This window comes from Bradyrhizobium sp. UFLA06-06 (assembly GCF_054820065.1).
In genome coordinates this window covers 1-19,446 of sequence record NZ_JADFUD010000101.1, presented here as the reverse complement: position 1 = coordinate 19,446, position 19,446 = coordinate 1, and the positions used below count along the sequence as shown (strand labels likewise).

Sequence of the window (19,446 nt, the reverse complement as noted above, 5' to 3'; positions counted from 1 at the left end):
AAGGCGCGCAACGTCGAGCGGGTTTTCGTGGCCGGGCTCGCCACCGACTTCTGCGTGGCATGGACCGCGCTCGATGCGCGCAAGGCCGGCTTCGAGACCTATGTGGTGGAAGATGCCTGCCGCGGCATCGACACCCAGGGATCGCTCGCCAAGGCCTGGGACGACATGGCCAAGGCCGGCGTCAAGCGCATCCAGTCCTCGGATATCGCGTAAGGCGCAGCCTCGCGAGATCCGCATGGTCGCGTCTGTGTCACCCCTTGCATTCGATCTCGCGCAGCACCTGCCATCGCCGCGCCTGGCAGGCCTGATCGTCCGGATCACCGGTTATCGCGAGACCGCGACGGGCCGGTTCGCACAACGGCAGACCGCGCCGCTGATCGTCCCGCTGATCAGTTTCGGCTCGCCGTTCCTGATCGCGCTGTCGCGCGAGCCCGGCGCGGCCGATCGTCAGCTCAGCTTCGCCGCCGGCCTGCATGCCGGGCCTGTTTACATCGAGTCCGACGGCCACGCCGCCTGCGTGCAGGTCGATTTCACGCCGCTCGGCGCCTACAGCTTCTTCGGTGGCGCCGTGACCGACCTGGTCGGGCGCATGGTCGATATCGACGATGTGCTCGGCCACGATGGCCGTCGTCTGCGCGAGCAGCTCGGCGCCGTGGCGTGCTGGCAGCGCCGCTTCGACCTGATCGAGGCGTTCGTGCTGCGCCGCGCCGGCCACATGCCGTCTCCCGAAGTCACGTTCGCCTATCGAAAACTGGCGCGTTCGGCCGGTGCTGTCAGCATCACGGCACTGGCCGATGAGATCGGCTGGAGCCGCAAGCATCTGGCCGGCCGGTTTCGGTCCGAGCTCGGCCTCGCCCCCAAATCGCTGGCGCGCATGATGCGGTTTCACCGGGCGAGCCGGCTGGCACAAAGCGGCGCCGCGCTTGGCTGGGCGGGGATCGCGGCGGAAAGCGGCTATGCCGATCAGGCCCATCTCGCCCGCGAGTTCGTCGAGTTCGCGGGCGAACCGCCAACCGCCTGGGCGCGCCGCCAGGCGCTGACCGACCGCCGGCTGGTTCACGCCGGCGATGGGCTGGCGGACTGGTAACAAACCTTCAAGCCGAGGCCGCGTTGCCTCGTGCAGGATGGCGCCGTCAGCCAAGGAGGTGAGCGACCATGACGCACGACATCGAACCGCCCCGCATCTATCCGACCCTGCGCTGCAAGGACGCCGAGGCGATGACCAATTGGCTCACGACGGTGCTTGGGTTCACCGAACACGTCGTCTACCGCGATGGCGGCGTGATCCATCACGCCGAGCTCGCCTATGGATCCTCGATGCTGATGCTGGGCCAGAGCCGTGACGACGCATATGGCCGGCTGGTCGGCGACCTCGACAACCGTCGCACGGACTCGATCTATATCGCCGTCGACGATCCCGACGCGCTGCACGCGAAGGTCAAGGCTGCCGGCGCAAGGATCGAGATGGAACTGCGAGACACCGACTATGGCAGCCGCGACTTCGCCTGCCGCGATCCGGAAGGAAATCTCTGGAGCTTCGGCACCTATTGGCCGAAGGCACACGAAAAGCCGCGACCGTGAGCCCGCGCAATCCGCGAGCTCACAAACAGGCAGCCGAGATCAGGCAGTGATGTCGGCGGTCGGGGCGGCCTTGGCGCCGCCCTTGGAGACGCCGACCAGGGCCGGACGCAGGATGCGCTCGCCGATCATGTAACCGGCCTGCACGACCTGCACCACGGTGCCCGACGGCACCGACGGATCAGGCACCTCGAACATCGCCTGCTGGAAGTTCGGATCGAACTTCTCGCCGATCGGGTCGAACTTCTTGACGCCGTTCTTCTCTAGCGCGTTGAGCAGCGAACGTTCGGTCAGCTCGACGCCTTCGATCAGCGCCTTCAGGCCGGGATCGGCGGCTTCCTTGGTCTCGGCCGGCACCGCATCGAGCGCGCGCTGCAGGTTGTCGGCGATATCGAGCACGTCGCGGGCAAAGCCGGTGATGCCGTAGGTCTTGGCGTCGGCGACCTCGCGGCGGGTGCGCTGGCGGAGATTCTCCATCTCGGCCAGCGTGCGCAGCGTGCGGTCGCGCGCCTCGGCGAGTTCCTTGGTCAGCGCCTCGGCCGATCCGGCCTCGGGCTCGTCAGGCATGATGTAGGGCTTCGAGACCACGGGCTCACCCGTCGGCGCCGAATTCTCGGTGTTGTCATTGGCCCGGTTCGGATCGGTCATGGCTTGCCTTCTCGAAAACTCGCGTCGGTTCAAATCTTGGGGATTGCTTGCCGGGATATCGTGCTTTGGGCGGCGAAAATCAAGCGCAACATACCGGTCTCGGGAACTGGGATCTCCGGCTTGGGTGAAGAAAACCCGTCAAATGAAAGCGAAATCGCCCTCCGGTCAGCCGCCCAGCATCTTGCTGACGATGCGCGCCGCATAATCGACGGTCGGGATCACCCGCGCGTAGTTCAGCCGCGTCGGTCCGATCACGCCGAGGACGCCCACGATCCGGCCCTGGGCGTCGCCGTAGGGCGCGATGATGGTCGAGGAACCCGACAGCGAGAACAGCTTGTTCTCCGAGCCGATGAAGATCCGCACGCCCTCGCCGCGTTCGGCGCGGCCGAGCAGATCGATCACGCCGCGCTTGGTTTCGAGATCGTCGAACAGCGACTTGATGCGCTCGAGATCGTCAAGCGCATGCAGGTCCTCGAGCAGATTGGCGTGACCGCGCACGATCAGCTGGCGGTCCTCGTTCTCGCCGCCGGACCAGCTCGCGATGCCCGCCGCGACCACCTTTTGCGTGAGCTGATCGAGCTCGGCGCGGTTTTGCGTCAATGCCGTCTCGAGCTCGAGCCGCGCTTCAGCCAGCGTCCGGCCGCGAATCCGCGCATTGAGGAAGTTGGTCGCCTCGGTCAGGGCCGAGGATGGAACACCCGGCGGCAGCGCCAGCACGCGGTTTTCGACCTGGCCGTCTTCGCCGACCAGCACGACCAGCGCCTTCTCCGGCTCCAACCGCACGAACTCGATGTGCTTCAGCCGCGCATTCGACTTTTGCGTCAGCACCACCGCCGCGGCGCGGGTCAGCCCCGACAGCCGCGTCAGGGCTTCGCCAAGCGCGGCCTCGACGGATTGCGCGCGGCCGACGGCCGCAAGCTGGGTCTGGATCGATTGGCGCTCGGCCTCGGTGAGGTCGCCGACCTGCATCAGCGCGTCGACGAAGAAGCGCAGCCCGAGTTCGGTCGGTAACCGGCCGGCGGAGGTGTGCGGCGCATAGATCAGGCCGAGCTGCTCGAGATCCGACATCACATTGCGGACCGAGGCCGGCGACAGCGGTAATGCGATCAGGCGCGAAATGTTGCGCGAACCGACCGGCTCGCCGGTCGCGAGATAGCTTTCGACGATTTGACGAAAAATGTCGCGCGAACGCTCGTTGAGCTGGGCGAGCCCGGCATGCGGCGCGATCAGGCCAATCGGATCGTGGTGAGTCACACTCCAGTCCCTCACAATTACTGCATAATTTGTCGATCCGAGGGGCCGATGACAAGCATGCATTCGGCCCCGTCGTACAGGACCCAGCCGGGGCCGAAAACCCTTGCCGCTGCCCCTTCCCCCTCCTACAAGCACGGCCAGCCAATTTTCTCGGATTTCTGGAGGATTTCATGCGGCCAAGCCGCCGTGCACCCGATGAACTGCGTCCCGTGTCGCTGGAACGCGGCGTCGTCAAATATGCCGAGGGTTCCTGCATGGTGAGGTTCGGCGACACCCATGTGCTGGTGACCGCCACGCTGGAAGAGCGGTTGCCGCCGTGGCTGAAGGGCCAGGGCCGCGGCTGGGTCACCGCCGAATACGGCATGCTGCCGCGTGCCACCCTGGAACGCACCCGCCGCGAGGCCTCGGCCGGCAAGCAGGGCGGCCGGACGGTCGAGATTCAGCGGCTGATCGGCCGCTCGCTGCGCGCGGCCGTCGATCTCGAGGCGCTCGGCGAGCGCCAGATTACGGTCGATTGCGACGTCATCCAGGCCGACGGCGGCACCCGCACCGCCTCGATCACCGGTGCCTGGGTGGCGCTGGCCGACTGCATCAACTGGATGAAGACCCGCAACATGCTGAAGACCAATGTGTTGCGCGACAATGTGGCGGCGATCTCCTGCGGCATCTACCAGGGCACGCCGGTGCTCGACCTCGACTATGCCGAGGATTCCGAAGCCGACACCGACGCCAATTTCGTCATGACCGGTGACGGCCGGATCATCGAGGTGCAGGGCACCGCCGAGAAGACGCCGTTCTCGGAAGGCGAATTCCTGGCGCTGATGGCGCTGGCGCGCAAAGGTGTCGCGCGTCTGGTCGACTTGCAAAAGATCGCGGTGGCGTAGTCAGATTGGCCATGCACCGCCGAATCACCGGAAGGCTCGTCATCGCCACCCATAATCCCGGCAAGCTTGCCGAGATGCGGGAACTGCTGGCGCCGCACGGCGTGGAGGTGGTGTCGGCGGGCGAGCTCGACCTCGCCGAGCCCGAGGAGACCGGCGACAGTTTTCGTGCCAACGCGGCGATCAAGGCGATCGCGGCAGCGAAGGCGACCGGACTGCCCGCCTTCGCCGACGATTCCGGCATCGTGGTCGACGCGCTCGACGGCGCGCCCGGGATCTACTCGGCGCGCTGGGCCGGCGAGGGCAAGGATTTCATGGCGGCGATGACGCGGATCGAGCGGCTGCTGCAGGAACGCGGCGCCACCGCACCGGACCGGCGCAAGGCCCACTTCGTCTCGGCGTTGTGCGTGGCCTGGCCCGACGATCACCTCGAGGAGGTCGAGGCCCGCGCCGATGGAACCCTGGTCTGGCCGCCGCGCGGCACCGCCGGATTCGGCTATGATCCGGCGTTCCTGCCCGACGGCTACACACGGACCTTCGGCGAGATGACCAGCATCGAGAAGCACGGCCTGCCGCCGCTCGGGCTCGGCCTGTCGCATCGCGCCCGCGCCTTCGTGAAGCTCGCGGAGATCTGCCTTGAGCCACGCTGACCGAGCAGCCTTCGGCGTCTACGTGCACTGGCCATTCTGCCTGTCGAAATGCCCGTATTGTGATTTCAACAGCCACGTGCGGCATGCGCCGGTCGACGAGGAGCGCTTCGTGCGCGCGTTCGCCCGCGAGATCGAGACGACGGCCGCGCGCGTGCCGGGGCGACAGGTGTCCTCGATCTTCCTCGGCGGCGGCACGCCTTCGTTGATGCAGCCGCAGACCGTCGGTGCCGTGCTCGATGCGATCGGCAAGCACTGGACGGTGGCGCGCGATGTCGAGGTCACGCTCGAGGCCAATCCGACCAGCGTCGAGGCGACGCGCTTTCGCGGCTATCGCGCTGCCGGCGTCAACCGCGTCTCGCTCGGCGTGCAGGCGCTGGATGACGCCTCGCTGAAGGCACTGGGCCGCCTGCACACCGCGCGCGAGGCGCTCGACGCGGTCGCGATCGCGCGCTCTGCATTCGACCGTTACTCGTTCGATCTGATCTATGCCCGCCCCGACCAGACGCCGCGGATGTGGGCCGATGAACTGAAGCAGGCGATCTCGGAAGCGGCCGAGCATCTGTCGCTCTATCAGCTCACGATCGAGGAAGGCACGCCGTTCTTCGGGCTGCATGCCGCCGGCAAATTGCAGACGCCGGACGAAGCGACCGCGCGCGCCCTCTACGACGTGACGCAGGAGGTCTGCGCCCGCGAGGGATTGCCGGCCTACGAGATCTCCAACCACGCCCGTGCCGGCGCCGAGTGCAAGCACAACCTCGTCTACTGGCGCGGTGAGGAATATGCCGGCATCGGCCCCGGCGCACATGGAAGGCTCGACATCGATGGCGTCAGGCACGCGACCGCAACCGAGCGGCGCCCCGAGGCATGGCTGTTGAACGTCGAGGAGCGCGGTCACGGCGTCGTCAGCGATGACAGCCTCAACAGCGAAGAACGCGCCGACGAGTTTCTCTTGATGGGGCTGCGGCTCGCCGAGGGGATCGATCCCAAGCGCTATGCGAAACTCTCCGGCCGCCAGCTCGATCCGCACCGGATCGCGATGCTGCGCGAGGAAGGCGCGATCGCCGTCGATGCCGACGGACGGCTGCGCGTGACCAAGTCGGGATTCCCGGTGCTCGACGCCGTCGTCGCGGATCTCGCGGCCTAAATATCGAAAACAACCCCATGCAAAGTAGCTGGCGGGTGCCGGCGCTCGACAAGGCAGCTTGACCGCCTGACGAAATTAAGCGCCAAAACTCTTCGGCGAGCCTGCGACCGGCGTACTGCCGCCTGAGGCCACCTTCATGACCGCAAGGCCGCGCTCATTGGTGCCGTCGGAGCGGAAGCGGAACAGACCATCGATACCGGCGAAGCCGGATGGATTGGTCAGCGTCTCCGGCGCAAAGCGCTGCGCGCCTTGCGTGCGCGCGAGCGCCGCCATCAGCGCCACCGCATCATAGGCAAGCGTTGCAGTGCGCACCGGCTCGCCGCCATATTTGCTGCGGTAGCGGCCGGCGAAGCTGCGGAAGCCGGACGGATCGGGCGCGGCGTAGAGGCCGCCCTGCAAGACGGGGCTCGCGAACACCCGCGGATTGTCCCACAGCCCGGTGCCGAGCAGCTGGATGTTGCGCAGATTGGCGCCCGCCGCGGTCAAGGCATCGGCGGTCGCGACGACCGAATCACCATCGTCGGCGATCAGCAGCGCATCGGCCTGGCCGAGCGCCTGCGCCACGGTTCGCGCCGGCGTCGCGCGATCGGCGCCATATTTCTCGAATGCGACGACGCGGCCGTTCTTGCGGCCGACCGCCTGCTTGAACGCGGCCTCGACCACGTTGCCATAGGCGTTATCAGGCACCATCGCGGCGAACGAACGCTTTCCGATCCCCGCCGAGTAGTCGACGATGCGATTGATGTCGGACTCCGGCAGGAAGCTCAGCAGATAGACGCCGCGCCCGGCCACGCTCGAATCGGTGGAGAATGCGATCACCGAGGTTCCGCGCGGCCGCGTCAGTTGCGCGACGGCCGGCACCGAGCCTGCGAACAGCGGTCCCAGAATGATCTCGGCGCCTTCGGACAGCGCCTGCTGGGCACCCTGCGATGCGCCCTGCGCGCTGCCGCCATCGTCCTTGATCAGGAGCTGGATGTTCGGGTTCTGAAATTCCGCCAGCGCCATTTCGGCCGCGTTCCGCATCGACTGGGCGGCAAGCCCGGCATTGCCGGACGCCGACAGCGGCAGGATCAGCCCGATCTTGACCTGCCCGGTGCCGACCGCCTGCGGCTGCTGCTGCGGCCCGGCAGGACCGCCTTCCTGGTTGCCGCCGAGCGGGCTGGAAAACTGGCTCAAGCTTTGCTGCACGCCGGAACAGGCCGTCAGCAGCGGCGCGCCCACGAGGAGGCCGAGCGCGGTCCGCCGGGTGGTGCCCGACGGCGGGGACTTGCGGTGATGCGGGCCTTCCATCGTCTCTCTTCTCTTGGCCGACCGTGATCAGCCAGGACTCCATCCAGCTCTGATGAGGCGGGTGGATTCAGGCATATTCTCGGCGAATAGTTAACTAAAACAAAAGGATTATGGCCCCGCGGCGCCCTTGCCGCGGCCTCCATTTCCCCCGTCAGGCAGCGTTCCGTCGCCGCCGTTTGCGGATATGGCGCTAGCGCCGCCATCCCTCTAGAGCTTATCCCGTTCCGATTGAATCGGAACGGGGCTCTAGATTCTCGGTTTGACGCGTTTTCTTCACGTGAACCGGTACCCACTTCGCTCGAAAACGCTCTAGATTGGCATTATGCGCGCAAAAGCCAGTTCCCTCCAGAGTTCGGATGCCACGACAGGCGCTGCGGCCAGAACCTTTTCGATCGGCGGCCAGCAATTGGCCGCGCCAAGGGCGGCACCCGGGCTCCATCTGGTCGCGACCCCGATCGGAAATCTCGCCGACATCACCCTTCGCGCGCTGGAGACGCTGGCCGGTGTCGACGTCATCGCCTGCGAGGACACAAGGATCACGCGCCGGCTGACCGAGCGTTATGCGATCGCCGCCGAGCTCGCGCTCTACCACGAGCACAACGCGGCCCAGGCCCGGCCCAAAATCCTGGAGCGGCTGGCGCAGGGCGCCGCGATCGCGCTGGTTTCCGACGCCGGCACGCCGCTGATCTCCGATCCCGGCTTCAAGCTGGTGCGCGACGTCTGCGCCGCCGGGCATGCGGTCATCGCGGTGCCGGGGCCATCGTCGGTGCTGACGGCGCTGTCGGTCGCGGCATTGCCGACTGACCGGTTTTTCTTCGAGGGATTTTTGCCCGCGAAGGAGCACGCGCGCCGCGCCCGGCTCAACGAGCTCGCGAGGGTCGATTCGACGCTCGTGATGTTCGAATCGGGCAACCGCGTACAGGACACGCTGCGCGATCTCGCCGCGATCATGGCCGGACGCGATGCCGCGATCTGCCGCGAGCTGACCAAGCTGCACGAGGAGATCACGCGCGCGCCGGTCGCCGAGCTGGCGGCAAGCGCGGACGCGCTGGAAACGCGCGGCGAGTTCGTGCTGGTCATCGGACCGCCGGCCGATGATGCCGGGGTGATGGACCAGGATACGCTCGACGATCTGCTGCGGGCGCAGCTCGCCCGCGGCAGCGTCAAGGATGCGGTCGCCCATGCGGTCGAGCTGTCGGGCCGGCCGCGCCGCGAGGTCTATGCCCGCGCCCTCGAGCTTGCGAAGACCACCGGGGACGGCAATGGCGAAGACTGACAGCGCCTCGCCGGAGCGGGTCGCGGCGTTCCGGACCGGCATCTCGGCGGAGAGCCGCGCCGCAGCGCTTCTGATCGCCAAGGGCTATCGCATCCTGGCACGACGCTTTCGCACCCCCTTTGGCGAGATCGACCTGGTGGTGCGCCGGCGCAATTTGCTGGCCTTCGTCGAGGTCAAGGCCCGTGCCAGCCTCGACGACGCCGCCTATGCGGTGACGCCGCGGCAGCAGCTGCGCATCATCAATGCCGCCCAGGCCTGGCTGATGGCGCATCCCGAACATGCCGAATTTGATCTCAGATTCGACGCCGTGCTGATTGCGCCGAAGAGCCTGCCGCGCCATCTGTTAGCGGCATTCGACGCCAGCCCTAATTAACCTCAAGACCTCGCGGGACACGCTTATGAAATTGAAGATCGCCGTCCAGATGGATCCCATCGCGCGCATCAACATCCGCGGCGATTCGACCTTTGCGCTGCTGCTCGAGGCGCAGAAGCGCGGCCACGGCATTTCCTACTACACGCCCGACAAGCTGTCGCTGCGCGGCGAGGAGCTGATAGCGCCGGTGCAGCCCCTCACCGTGCGCGACGAGGTCGGCGATCACTTCACGCTGGGCGAGGCGAAGCGCGAGGCGCTCAACGGCTTCGACGTCGTGCTGCTGCGGCAGGATCCACCGTTCGACCTCGCCTACATCACTTCGACCCATTTGCTCGAGCGCATCCATCCGAAGACGCTGGTCGTCAACGACCCGGCCAGCGTACGCAACGCGCCGGAAAAGCTGTTCGTGATGAATTTCCCGCAGCTGATGCCGCCGACCCTGATCTCGCGCGATCTCGACGAGATCAACGCATTCCGCGACCAGCACGGCGCCGTCGTCATGAAGCCGTTGCACGGCCATGGCGGCGCCGCGGTCTTCCGCGTGATGCCGCAGGACATGAATTTCGGCTCGCTGTTCGACATGTTCTCGGTCACCTTCAAGGAGCCCTGGGTGATCCAGCGCTTCCTCCCCGAGGTGAAGCATGGCGACAAGCGCATCATCCTGGTGGATGGCGAGTTCGCCGGCGCCGTCAATCGCGTGCCGGCAGCGGACGATCTGCGCTCCAACATGGTGCGCGGAGGCGCGGCCAGGGCGACCGAGCTCTCGGATCGCGAGCGCGAAATCTGCGCCACCGTTGGGCCCTCGTTGCGCGAACTTGGTCTGATGTTCGTCGGCCTCGACGTGATCGACGGCAATTTGACCGAGATCAACGTCACTTCGCCGACCGGCATCCGCGCAATCCAGCGGCTCAATGGCCCCGACGTCGCGGCGATGATCTGGGATACCATCGAGAAGAAGCGCGCCGCCAGATAACCCTCCCTTGTGCGCCGCACAGCTGGCTGAAATTTAGCCAGCATTCGATCGCGCATGCGTTCTCCTTATTCTTCTTGCCAGCTTGCGCGGGCGAGGGCAGCATCCGCTCGCCTGCGTCAGGTCAAGCAGCGGGTCAACGCGCGGGCAACAACGCGAAAATCTCATAAAAAATGTGGAGGAAGACGTTATGACGCTCAATGTCTCACGACGATCCTTGCTCGCGCTCGGCGCCGGTCTCGGCGCCAGCACCCTGCTCGGGGGCACCGCACAGGCACGCGCGCCGAAGCTCGGCACGCAGACACCCTACTGGCACCGCTTCATGCTCGGCGAAGCCGAAGTGACCGTCGTATCCGACGGGCCGCTTCCGCTCGGCGATCCCTCCGGCACTTTCACCGGTGTGCCGAAGGAGGAGGTGAAGAAGATGCTCTCCGACAACTTCCTCTCGCCCGACAATGTCGTGCTCGAGCAGAATTCGCCGATCGTCAACACCGGCGACAAGTTGATCCTGTTCGATACCGGCATGGGCACCTCGCAACTGTTCGGCAAGACCACCGGCCGGCAGCAGAAGAGCATGAAGGAAGCCGGCATCAAGCCGGAAGACATCGACGCCGTCGTGCTGTCGCACGCGCATATCGATCATATCGGCGGCATTGTCGGCGCCGACGACAAGCCGCTATTCCCGAATGCGCAATACTACATCGCGCAGAGCGATCTCGAATTCTGGACCGACGAAGGCAAGATGGGCAGTCCGTTGAAGGATTTCATCGTGCATGCCCGCAAGAACCTGCTGCCGGTGCGCGACCGCATCGTGTTCTTCAAGGACGGCCAGGAATTCCTGCCCGGCGTGACGGCAATCGCAGCGCCCGGCCACACCGTGGGCCACACCATCTTCATGGTGAGCTCGGGCGGCAAATCCTTCGCGTTCCTCGGCGACCTCTCGCATCACGCGGTGCTGCTGCTGGAGCGTCCGCGGATGGAGTTCTCCTACGACACCGATCCGAAGCAGGCGGCGAACTCGCGGGTCAAGCTGCTGGAGATGCTGGCCGCGAACAAGACGGCCGTGATGTCCTATCACTTCGCCTGGCCGGGCTACGGCCACGTCGCCAAGGTCGGCGAAGGCTTCCACTACTATCCAGAGCCGATGCAGATGAACCTGTGACGGACTGATTGCGAAGACGGGCTGCCTCGGGAGCGGCCGCCGCCGCTCCCGAATGCATTTGCCGCCCGGTGCAAGGAGCCCACGGGGCGCCCGGCCTATTCCGCCGGCGCAAGGCGACTCTCGGGGCGTGTGCGCATCGTCTCTCGCGCGCCAATCCGCGCACGACGCTTGCGCCACCAGATCACGACGCCCGTCACCGACAGCGCCGCAACCACCAATCCCATCAGCGAGATCAGGATGCGCCCGGGCAAGCCGGCGATCCGGCCGGAATGCAATGGAAACTGCATCTGCACGAACACGTCGGCCGCGGTGCCGACCCATGGCAGCCGCTCGCCGAGCGGACGGCCGTCCTCGCTGTCGTAGTAAAGGTGCGCCGGCCCGACGCCCGCGGCGCCGTGTTCGTCGCCCGGCTCGAAGAATGCGACCGCATAGACGCCGTGGGCCGGACCATAATTGATCGAACCGATCGGTGTGGTCCAGCCGCGCGCCTTGCCGTCGGCCGCGGCCCGCGTGGCGATCTCCGCATAGGTCATCCTTGGCTCGATCGGATCGTCAAGATGACGGTATGGTCGCTGTTCGTAAGGTGTCGGCGTGTAGTTGGACACGGTCTTCATCAACGGCGAGAACACCTCGAAATAGAGGTTCAGCGAGAATGCCGTGAACGCGATCACGAACAGCAAGGCCCAGGTCCACAGGCTGAAGGCGCGATGAATGTCGAAATTGATTCGATAGGCGCTGCCTGAGGTCTTGATCTTCCAGGCCGGCGCCCAGCGGGCCCAGAAACCCTTGCCGCGCGGGCCCGATATCGCCGACGCCCGCTCCGCCCTTGCGCGCCGCCGCGACGGCAGGGTCAGGTAAAAGCCGACGAAACAATCGATCGTCCAGATGACGGCGATGACGCCGAGGAAGCGCATGCCCCAGCGATCGCTGCCCCAGAATTCGGGGATATGCATCGTGTAATGCAGTTTGTAGAGGAACGAGACGAAGTTTTCGCGGGTCACCGGCCAGACCGCGCCCCAATAGCGGCGTCCGAGCTCGGCGCCGGTGTTCGGATCCAGGAAGACCTGGTTGTAGTCGAGCGTGTAACGCTTGCCGGTCGCCGGATCGATCCGCGGCAGCACGAAGAACCACAGCGACTCGCCCTTCTCCGGCGTCATGAACATGTGGACGACGCGGGCGCGATGATCGCGCTGCTCGATCAGCCGGGCGAGCTCGACCGACGGGATCGCGGGTCCGGAGCTCGTCACCTCGAACAGCTTCCTGTTGAGCACATCGTCGATCTCGTGGTCCCACGAGATGATCGCGCCGGTGACGCCCGAGAAGAACAGGAAGGCCGCGGTGAGAAGACCCGCCCAGCGATGCAGTCGTCCGAAGATTGGTCTCATGGGCATTTCAGCAGGTTGTTCGGGGTGATCACCAGCGATAGGTCAGCTTCGCGATCGCCTTGCGACCCTCCGCGTAGAAGCAGCTGGTGTTGCCGTAGCAGGCTGCCACGTAGCGCGTATCGGCGAGGTTGGTGACGTTGAGCGAGAGGCGATAATTGTCCCTGGTGTAGGCGACGAGCGCATCGACGACCGTCGATGCCGGCACCTTGAAGGTGTTGGCATCGTCCCCGAACGTCGATCCGACATAGCGGATGCCGGCCCCGAACTGGACGCCGGCGAGCGGGCCACCCTGGACGGTGTAATCGCCCCACAGCGAGAAGCGGTTGAGCGGGACCGTGGTCGGCGCCTTGCCGACATTGACGGGATCCTTGGTGACGACCGCGTCGACATAAGCGTAGCCGCCGCGGATATTGACGCCCTCGACAAGCGTCGCGGTGCCTTCGAGCTCGATGCCGCGCGACCTGACCTCGCCGGTCTGCTCCGCGAAATAGGACGGCGGGGCGTAGGTGACGACGTTGGATCGGGTGAGGTCGAAGGCGGCCAGCGTGATCAGCGCATTGATGCCGACCGGCTGGTACTTGACGCCGACTTCGTACTGGACGCCGGACTCCGGCTTCAGCAGCTCGCCGGCGGCGTTGATGCTCAGCACCGGCAGGAATGATTCCGAATAGCTGAAATAGGGCGCGATGCCGTTGTCGAAATTGTACATGACGGCGGCCCGGCCGGTGAATGCCGAGGCATCGGTCGAGGTCGACGTCCTCGCGAGATTGTTGTCGAGATCGGTGGTGACGAAATCCTGCCGCCCGCCAAGCAGGAATGACAGCCGGCCGAGCCTGATCTGGTCCTGCAGATAGAGGCCGGCCTGCGACTGCTTGATGCCGGTGTCGTCATACGGCCCGTTGTTGGTCCAGCTGTTGGTGTAGACCGGCGCGAAGACGTTGAGCTTGCCGGTGCTGTAGCTCGAGGCCATGTCGCGGAACGAGGTGTTGCGGTAATCGACGCCGAACAGCGTCGTGTGGCTCAGCATGCCGGTGACAAACTTGCCCTGCAGCTGGTTGTCCACCGCAAAAGAATCGATCGTCGAGCTGCCGCCGGCGCCGCCGCGCGACAATAGGCCCGCGGCTTCGTCGGCCGCCGATGCATAGCCGGTGCCGTAGAAGCTCTTCTGCTCGTTGTGCATCCACGAATAGCGCAGGTTTTGGCGGAAGGTCAGCGCCTCGTTGAAGTCGTGCGACAGCATGTAGCCGACCGAGGATTGCTCGGTGTCGAACTGGTTGAAGCCGGGCTCGCCGACGAAGCGCGTGTTCGGAATGTAGCGGCCGTTATTGGCCCAGACGGTGCCGGACGGCGGCAGGAATTGCAGGCCCCAGCCGGTGCGTTCCTTCTGGTAATTCGCGAGGAAGGTGATCGTGGTGTCCTCGTTCGGCTTCACGGTGACGGCGGGAGCGATGAAGACGCGATTGTCCTTGGTGTAGTCGACCTGGGTCTCGCCATCGCGCGCGACGCCGGTCAGGCGCCACAGCACTGTCCCTTCCTTGTTGGCGCGGCCGCCGATATCGAACTCGCCCTGATAGCGGTTGAAGCTGCCGCCGGACAGCGACACTTCGCCGAACTCGCGCGCGGTCGGCAGCTTGCTGACATAATTGAGGATGCCGCCGGTGCCGCTGCCGCCGAACATCGCCGAGGATGGTCCCTTCAGGACCTCGAGGCGCTCGGCCCCGTACGGATCGAGCCCGAGGAAGTGCACATAGTTGCTGCTCGGCAGCCGCAAGCCGTCGAGATAGAGGCCCGGCATCGTCATGTCGAAGCCGCGGATCTGCAAGCCGCCGAAGCGGGTGTCCGAGCCGCCATTCACGTCACCGCTGACGCCTGCGGTGTAGCGCAATGCCGCGCCCACCGATTCCGCACCCTGGTTCCTGATCTGCTCCGTGGTGACGACCGAGATCGATTGCGGGATTTCGATCAGCGGCGTGTCGGTCTTGGTCGCCGTGCCCGAACGCGTGGCAACGAACCCGACCACCGGACCGCCGGCTCGCTCTCCGGCGCCGGCACCGGATCGTGCCGCCGCTGGCGGTGTCGCCTGCTGGGATCGAGCCGCGCGGGTGGCGCGGCTCGTGCGTGCCGTCACCGGACGACGAACCGGTTTTGCATTCGGAGTGATCGCGCGCTGCTGAGGCGCGTCCACGCTCACCGGCGGTAGTTCCGATTGCGCGTCGGCGCGTTCGATCGTGACTCCTGCGGCAAGGACGGCGGCGGTGCATAGACCGATCGTTCGCAGCGCTGGATGTTGACGGGTGGAATGCGAAGCAAGTCGATCGATCACGCGAAGGCGCCCCTGATATCAGCCTGGATGGATTTGTGATCCGGCTCTACAGCGCGGGGCTCGCGAGTACAGACCTCGGCAGTTGGAATAGATCGAGACTGCGCGCGCGATCAGTATGCGAACACTGAAACAGCAAGGAAATCGACGACACGCTGCGACAATAAGCGCGATGCTCGTGCGTGCTGGAATGATTCTTGAAAATGATTCCTGCAGTTGTCGACGACGCGAGCTGTGTTCGATCGCGAGAAACACGCGTCATCGCGAGCGACGCCTGACGCTTGCGCACCGGCCGGAAGCGGATGCGCCGCGCGGTGAACTGGTACCGGATGACCAGCCCTCGGCGCCGCGAATGTTCTTGTAATGTTCTTGCACTTGCCGCCCGGTTCCGCTACCCTCGATTGCGCAAGATAGGGGCAGCATGGTTCAGCGCGTTTCCACCGTCGCATTCGAGGGGATCGAGGCCCGCGCGGTCGACGTGCAGGTGCAGGTCGCGCCGGGATTGCCGGCGTTCGCGATCGTCGGCCTGCCCGACAAGGCGGTGTCGGAAGCCCGCGAACGCGTGCGTTCGGCGCTGATCGCCTCCGGCCTCGCACTTCCCGCCCGCCGCATCACCGTCAACCTCGCGCCGGCCGACTTGCCCAAGGAGGGCAGCCATTACGACCTGCCGATCGCGCTCGGCCTGATGGCGGCGATCGGCGCGATCCCGCCGGATGCGCTGAACGGCTTCACCGTGCTCGGCGAGCTCGGGCTCGACGGCTCGATCGCAGCCGTTGCGGGCGTGCTGCCCGCGGCAATCGGCGCCAATTCGCGCGACGAGGGATTGATCTGCCCGGCCGGCTGCGGCTCGGAAGCCGCCTGGGCCAGTCCGGACATCCAGATCATCGCGGCACACTCGCTGATCCAGATCGCCAACCACTTCAAGGGCACGCAGGTGCTGTCGCGCCCGCAGCCGAAGGTGCATGAGCGCGAGGAAACGCTTCTGGACCTGCGCGACATCAAGGGCCAGGAGAGCGCGAAACGCGCGCTCGAGATCGCCGCCGCCGGCGGTCATCATCTGCTTAAGTGATGTCCTTTTGATTCCAGATTAATTGGCCATCTTGTCTTTAAGTGATGGCCTTTTGATCCGTATTTGATTGGCCCACTTCGCGTTGACCTGTTGCCCTGAAATTTCGGACACCGCCAGATTAGTTGATCGGCTTACCCGTCACACAGGCTTTGTTGGCAGTGCTGGCCTCGAAGGCAAATCCCCGTCGCTGCGATCGAGCGATAAGGGCTCTGCTGGTTATTCCAACATCTTTACGCAAGAACGTCCCGCCGCTTCATCAGCGGCGGGACGACGGCGAAGTTGCGACGATGGGTCTGCGTGAATTCTGGGCGGTCAGTGAGACGCCGGCGGTGATTACTCGACTTCGACGATTCGATGCTCACGCGTGGACCGGCCGCGCCCGCCGACGTGCGTGGCTACGCCGCCCCTCTGCGCTCGTCTGCTATCCTCAAAGGTTGATCGAGAACTGACGACCAGGAAACCGCCGCGCACCTCGACGAACGCATTCGCCATAAAATGGCTCAGTGTCCCATCGAAGAGCACCTCGAAATAGCACTCGGAGCCATCTGAGAACTTGATTTCATGCATAGAGAAACCGTCGTCGTTGCTGACGCTATAATCGCAGCCCTCGATATTAAAAAGAATTCCCTCGATATGCCAATCGGTCCTTACGCCGGTAAAATGAGTAAGGTTTTCTTCGTGATGGATCGCGTTCATAAACGCAGCACGTCCAACCATTTCCTTCATGTCGTCATCCTCAACAAATCTGAACGGTCCATCATTGGACCGCTGGACAACGAATATGGTTTGCGACTTCGAACTCAAGCTGTCTTGCCGTCTCCGCTGAACAAGCGAGACCCTTCATGTTCTGCCTCTTCAACTCACTTCTGGAAAACGTCCTCTACTGCCGCCATAATCGAATTCAATCGCGCTTCGCGCTTTGCAGTCAGCTTCATTTTCCCAGCAATGGCCTTCTTCGCTGCACGATTGAGGCGCATGCGAAACCGATCACCTGAAGCATCTTTTCCGTGCTCTTTTCGAACGGTCTCATCTTTCTTGATAAACAGGCGGCGGATAACGCTAGGACTTTTCAACCGGGTTGACTTGGCGAACCTTATAAACCGTTCGAGTACGTCGAAGTCCTCATCGTCCCCAAACTTAATCTCGGTAGCTGATGGCTTATTGAGATATAAATGGTCGTAAACAATCGAGCACAGGAAGGCGACATGATGCTCGTTATTGGGGTCCAGCTTGAGCTTTTTGAATAACTGGTCGCGTTTGCGGAGATGCTGCTTCCGCTGAGTGATCTCTGGGGGCAGCTGTAATCCAGATTTCCCAGCCACACTTCGCAACAACTCGAACTCATCGATGATCAATTGTCCACGTGGTTTCATTGCAGCTCATTATTGCCGTTGATTGCACTCAGATGATCATTATTAACAATAGTTTAGATAAGGCTCAGAAGTGACTCTCCTGATCCTTGTATGGTGATGAGACACACGTTTAACGAGGATGATCGAAGCACCAACAGGTTCAAGCCGTATGCAGGACTATTTAGTGTCCAGCACCATTGCCTCGGTCACAATCGTGTCAGTCCAAGTCTCCAGTTCACCTTTCGATCGCTCCTTGGTCAGATAACCAACTGTGCCGGAATCACCTTCGCGGGCGTGGAAGCCGATCGCCCAAGGTGATCTCAACCATTCAACCCGGACGATGTGCCGGAACCGGACCTCCAGCACACGTGCGGGTCTCTCGATGAGCATGTGGCAATGCCATCCGCGATCTACCCCGTACTCCAAGATGGGAATACGGCGTATACGGCAATTGAATCGCTGCAACGACCTTCCGAAGACGGCACGATCGATCCGATTCGTGAATCTCTTGATCTCAAGGCGGACAATGTCCGGAGACGGGCGGACGATCTCTCCGCTCTCCCCTATCAAGGCGTCCTTGAACAGGAGCGTAAAGACCATCGGATCATTGAAGTCTGCGGCGGCTTCGGCGAGCCACTTCCGCGTGGCCTGCTTGACACCTTCGGTTAGTAACTTACCTCGAGCCGCATATCGTGGGCCGTTTGTCTTAGGTCGGTGTTGTACCAAATCGACGCTCTCTCCGGATAGGACTCCTCGACGCTGAAATCAACGAAGCCGCTTCGCAACGGAAGTGGCTTCGCTTGCTCATAAGTTATCTATGCCGAGGGGATCTTTTCCGCGCCCTTACGTCGTCCTTGTAGGACCGAGCTCCGATCACCAGCAATCCCTGCCAGATTTCAACGTTCAGCCCAAAGGACAAGAAAGCATACAGCTTGCCCTCCTTTACCTCGAAGTACGCTTCGCGGCCGTCTTTGGCTTTAACGGTGTGCATCGTGAAGCTGTGATCGGATTCGGTCTGAACGTCGTATTCGTAAGTATCAGCATCGAAGATGACGCCAACGCCGCTGAGTTTTGCCTGAACCGAGCTGTAGTTTGGGGGCGACTTCTCTTCGCCTCCGCTAATCCCACCGTATTTGATCCGATTCCGCAGCCGCTTGGTGAACTCACTCTTGCTATCTGCCATTCTTTCTCCGCGCTCCGATGTCGGGATGTCGTGCCATGCTCTTTGATGTGGCAGGGTCGTTTTGGTGACCCCGCCACGGATCCGATTTCTTCGAAGTCGTTACGATTGCTCGGTTTGAGTGCTCGATGGACCTTCAGAGACTTCGTCTACATTCGTTTCGAGATCACCGACCGTCAGAGTGCCTTTCGCGAATTGAACCGCGACGTTCTCGAAGCGAAAGCTCTGGATGTATGCCTGCTCGTCGAGCCAGAGTTCGGCACGTCCGTCTCCAACTTCGATCGCATAAACATTTTGATCGAGCACAGTTCCGACGGTAACTTCCGTTGGATTGACGAAGCGAACCTCCAAGAGCTCCGCATAACCGTCCAGCGAGATCTCCGGCGTGAACCCAAGCCCCTTAAGCAGCTCGTCAGTTCTCCGAGCATCCGCAAGATCGACAGTTAGGCCTTTGGTAGAATCAACTTCGCGCAGCTGCCCGCTGGTCAGCACATTCTTGTTGATCATTCATTCTCCTCTTCACATTGGTGAATCGAGCGGTTCGCAGCTGAGCCACGGACCGTCGCGAGAATGAGTATTCGATGGTTTCGATCCGACACAAACTGACGCCGCATTCGTGTCAGCAAACTTTCTTACGAAAGCGGCTAAGCCGACTTCCCCCTTCTCGTACCTTGTATTTCCCGCAATACTGGAATCATCGCGGGAAGCTTCGCCTGATGTCTGCCAACATTTAAGCTTCCGTCTAACGCTCGGTCGATCAAGCGACCGAGCTGAGTGCGCAGCGCATTGAGCTTCGTGGCACGGAGTGCGTCTGATTGATGCAGGCTGCGGCAGATTTGCCGCGCGGCAATCAGGGTGACAGTGGAGCGTCAATCAGGATGAGAGAGCTTCGCCGGGCTCGTGACGCAGGGAGG

At 63.6% G+C, this 19,446-nt stretch carries 21 protein-coding genes and 1 pseudogene; 12 read left to right on the top strand and 10 right to left on the bottom strand.

Annotation, left to right across the window (positions count from 1 at the left end):
• The 3 genes from IF803_RS40380 to IF803_RS40370 all read left to right on the top strand — a co-directional run.
• A partial coding sequence (locus IF803_RS40380; protein ID WP_461195940.1) for an isochorismatase family protein occupies positions 1–213 on the top strand: 213 nt, incomplete at its 5' end.
• A 22-nt stretch (positions 214–235) separates the two neighbouring features.
• Complete coding sequence (locus IF803_RS40375; RefSeq protein WP_461195939.1) at positions 236–1,087, top strand: AraC family transcriptional regulator; 852 nt, start codon at positions 236–238, stop codon at positions 1,085–1,087.
• A 68-nt stretch (positions 1,088–1,155) separates the two neighbouring features.
• Positions 1,156–1,581, top strand: a complete 426-nt coding sequence (locus IF803_RS40370) for a VOC family protein (RefSeq protein WP_461195938.1) — start codon at positions 1,156–1,158, stop codon at positions 1,579–1,581.
• 39 nt (positions 1,582–1,620) lie between these two features.
• Here IF803_RS40370 and grpE read toward each other — a convergent pair whose 3' ends face one another.
• Positions 1,621–2,226: a nucleotide exchange factor GrpE gene (gene grpE, locus IF803_RS40365; protein WP_028341763.1), complete on the bottom strand. Its 606-nt coding sequence runs from the start codon at positions 2,224–2,226 to the stop codon at positions 1,621–1,623.
• 165 nt (positions 2,227–2,391) lie between these two features.
• Positions 2,392–3,480: a heat-inducible transcriptional repressor HrcA gene (gene hrcA, locus IF803_RS40360; RefSeq protein ID WP_016841498.1), complete on the bottom strand. Its 1,089-nt coding sequence runs from the start codon at positions 3,478–3,480 to the stop codon at positions 2,392–2,394.
• A gap of 170 nt (positions 3,481–3,650) precedes the next feature.
• Here hrcA and rph point away from each other — a divergent pair, with 170 nt between their 5' ends.
• The 3 genes from rph to hemW are packed head-to-tail and all read left to right on the top strand — an operon-like array spanning position 3,651 to position 6,155.
• Entirely contained in the window at positions 3,651–4,364 is a 714-nt protein-coding gene (rph, locus tag IF803_RS40355; RefSeq protein WP_028341764.1) for a ribonuclease PH, read from the top strand.
• Positions 4,365–4,375: 11 nt separating this feature from the next.
• Positions 4,376–5,011 (top strand): RdgB/HAM1 family non-canonical purine NTP pyrophosphatase, encoded by a 636-nt coding sequence (rdgB, locus tag IF803_RS40350; protein ID WP_461195937.1) that lies wholly within the window; start codon positions 4,376–4,378, stop codon positions 5,009–5,011.
• Positions 4,998–6,155, top strand: coding sequence for a radical SAM family heme chaperone HemW (hemW, locus tag IF803_RS40345; protein ID WP_461195936.1), 1,158 nt, complete (start codon positions 4,998–5,000; stop codon positions 6,153–6,155). The genes rdgB and hemW overlap by 14 nt, the downstream gene beginning before the upstream one ends.
• Before the next feature lie 75 nt (positions 6,156–6,230).
• Here the strand turns inward: hemW and IF803_RS40340 are convergent, their stop codons facing one another.
• Positions 6,231–7,445, bottom strand: a complete 1,215-nt coding sequence (locus IF803_RS40340) for a penicillin-binding protein activator (protein ID WP_461195935.1) — start codon at positions 7,443–7,445, stop codon at positions 6,231–6,233.
• Positions 7,446–7,767: 322 nt separating this feature from the next.
• Here IF803_RS40340 and rsmI point away from each other — a divergent pair, with 322 nt between their 5' ends.
• From rsmI to IF803_RS40320, 4 genes are all read left to right on the top strand, one after another.
• Positions 7,768–8,721 (top strand): 16S rRNA (cytidine(1402)-2'-O)-methyltransferase, encoded by a 954-nt coding sequence (gene rsmI, locus IF803_RS40335; RefSeq protein WP_461195934.1) that lies wholly within the window; start codon positions 7,768–7,770, stop codon positions 8,719–8,721.
• A complete protein-coding gene (locus IF803_RS40330; RefSeq protein WP_038382707.1) occupies positions 8,708–9,094 on the top strand; it encodes a YraN family protein in 387 nt (128 codons plus the stop codon). Before rsmI ends, IF803_RS40330 begins: the two co-directional genes overlap by 14 nt.
• Before the next feature lie 25 nt (positions 9,095–9,119).
• On the top strand, positions 9,120–10,067 hold the full coding sequence (gene gshB, locus IF803_RS40325) for a glutathione synthase (RefSeq protein WP_461195933.1): 948 nt from the start codon (positions 9,120–9,122) through the stop codon (positions 10,065–10,067).
• Positions 10,068–10,254: 187 nt separating this feature from the next.
• The gene (locus IF803_RS40320; RefSeq protein ID WP_028341770.1) at positions 10,255–11,226 is read left to right on the top strand and encodes an MBL fold metallo-hydrolase; all 972 of its coding nucleotides are present in this window, start codon (positions 10,255–10,257) and stop codon (positions 11,224–11,226) included.
• Between the two features lie 95 nt (positions 11,227–11,321).
• Here IF803_RS40320 and fsrB read toward each other — a convergent pair whose 3' ends face one another.
• Complete coding sequence (gene fsrB, locus IF803_RS40315) at positions 11,322–12,611, bottom strand: siderophore utilization protein FsrB (protein ID WP_461195932.1); 1,290 nt, start codon at positions 12,609–12,611, stop codon at positions 11,322–11,324.
• A 28-nt stretch (positions 12,612–12,639) separates the two neighbouring features.
• A complete protein-coding gene (locus IF803_RS40310; RefSeq protein WP_461195931.1) occupies positions 12,640–14,631 on the bottom strand; it encodes a TonB-dependent siderophore receptor in 1,992 nt (663 codons plus the stop codon).
• Between the two features lie 721 nt (positions 14,632–15,352).
• On the opposite strand from IF803_RS40310, the pseudogene IF803_RS40305 reads away from it, so the two are divergent.
• Positions 15,353–15,994, top strand: a pseudogene (locus IF803_RS40305) (magnesium chelatase domain-containing protein); the annotation flags it as partial.
• A gap of 339 nt (positions 15,995–16,333) precedes the next feature.
• Here the strand turns inward: IF803_RS40305 and IF803_RS40300 are convergent.
• The 3 genes from IF803_RS40300 to IF803_RS40290 all read right to left on the bottom strand — a co-directional run bounded on the left by IF803_RS40300 (position 16,334) and on the right by IF803_RS40290 (position 17,742).
• A complete protein-coding gene (locus IF803_RS40300) occupies positions 16,334–16,726 on the bottom strand; it encodes a hypothetical protein (protein ID WP_461195930.1) in 393 nt (130 codons plus the stop codon).
• 134 nt (positions 16,727–16,860) lie between these two features.
• Positions 16,861–17,373 (bottom strand): hypothetical protein, encoded by a 513-nt coding sequence (locus IF803_RS40295; RefSeq protein WP_461195929.1) that lies wholly within the window; start codon positions 17,371–17,373, stop codon positions 16,861–16,863.
• A 156-nt stretch (positions 17,374–17,529) separates the two neighbouring features.
• Entirely contained in the window at positions 17,530–17,742 is a 213-nt protein-coding gene (locus IF803_RS40290) for a hypothetical protein (RefSeq protein ID WP_461195928.1), read from the bottom strand.
• 6 nt (positions 17,743–17,748) lie between these two features.
• Here IF803_RS40290 and IF803_RS40285 point away from each other — a divergent pair, with 6 nt between their 5' ends.
• Entirely contained in the window at positions 17,749–18,021 is a 273-nt protein-coding gene (locus IF803_RS40285) for a hypothetical protein (RefSeq protein ID WP_461195927.1), read from the top strand.
• Positions 18,022–18,163: 142 nt separating this feature from the next.
• Here IF803_RS40285 and IF803_RS40280 read toward each other — a convergent pair whose 3' ends face one another.
• Positions 18,164–18,535: a hypothetical protein gene (locus tag IF803_RS40280; protein WP_461195926.1), complete on the bottom strand. Its 372-nt coding sequence runs from the start codon at positions 18,533–18,535 to the stop codon at positions 18,164–18,166.
• Positions 18,536–18,634: 99 nt separating this feature from the next.
• Positions 18,635–19,039 carry a hypothetical protein gene (locus tag IF803_RS40275; protein ID WP_461195925.1) on the bottom strand — a complete coding sequence of 135 codons (405 nt, stop codon included), beginning with the start codon at positions 19,037–19,039 and terminating at the stop codon, positions 18,635–18,637.
• Positions 19,040–19,446: the final 407 nt, after the last annotated feature.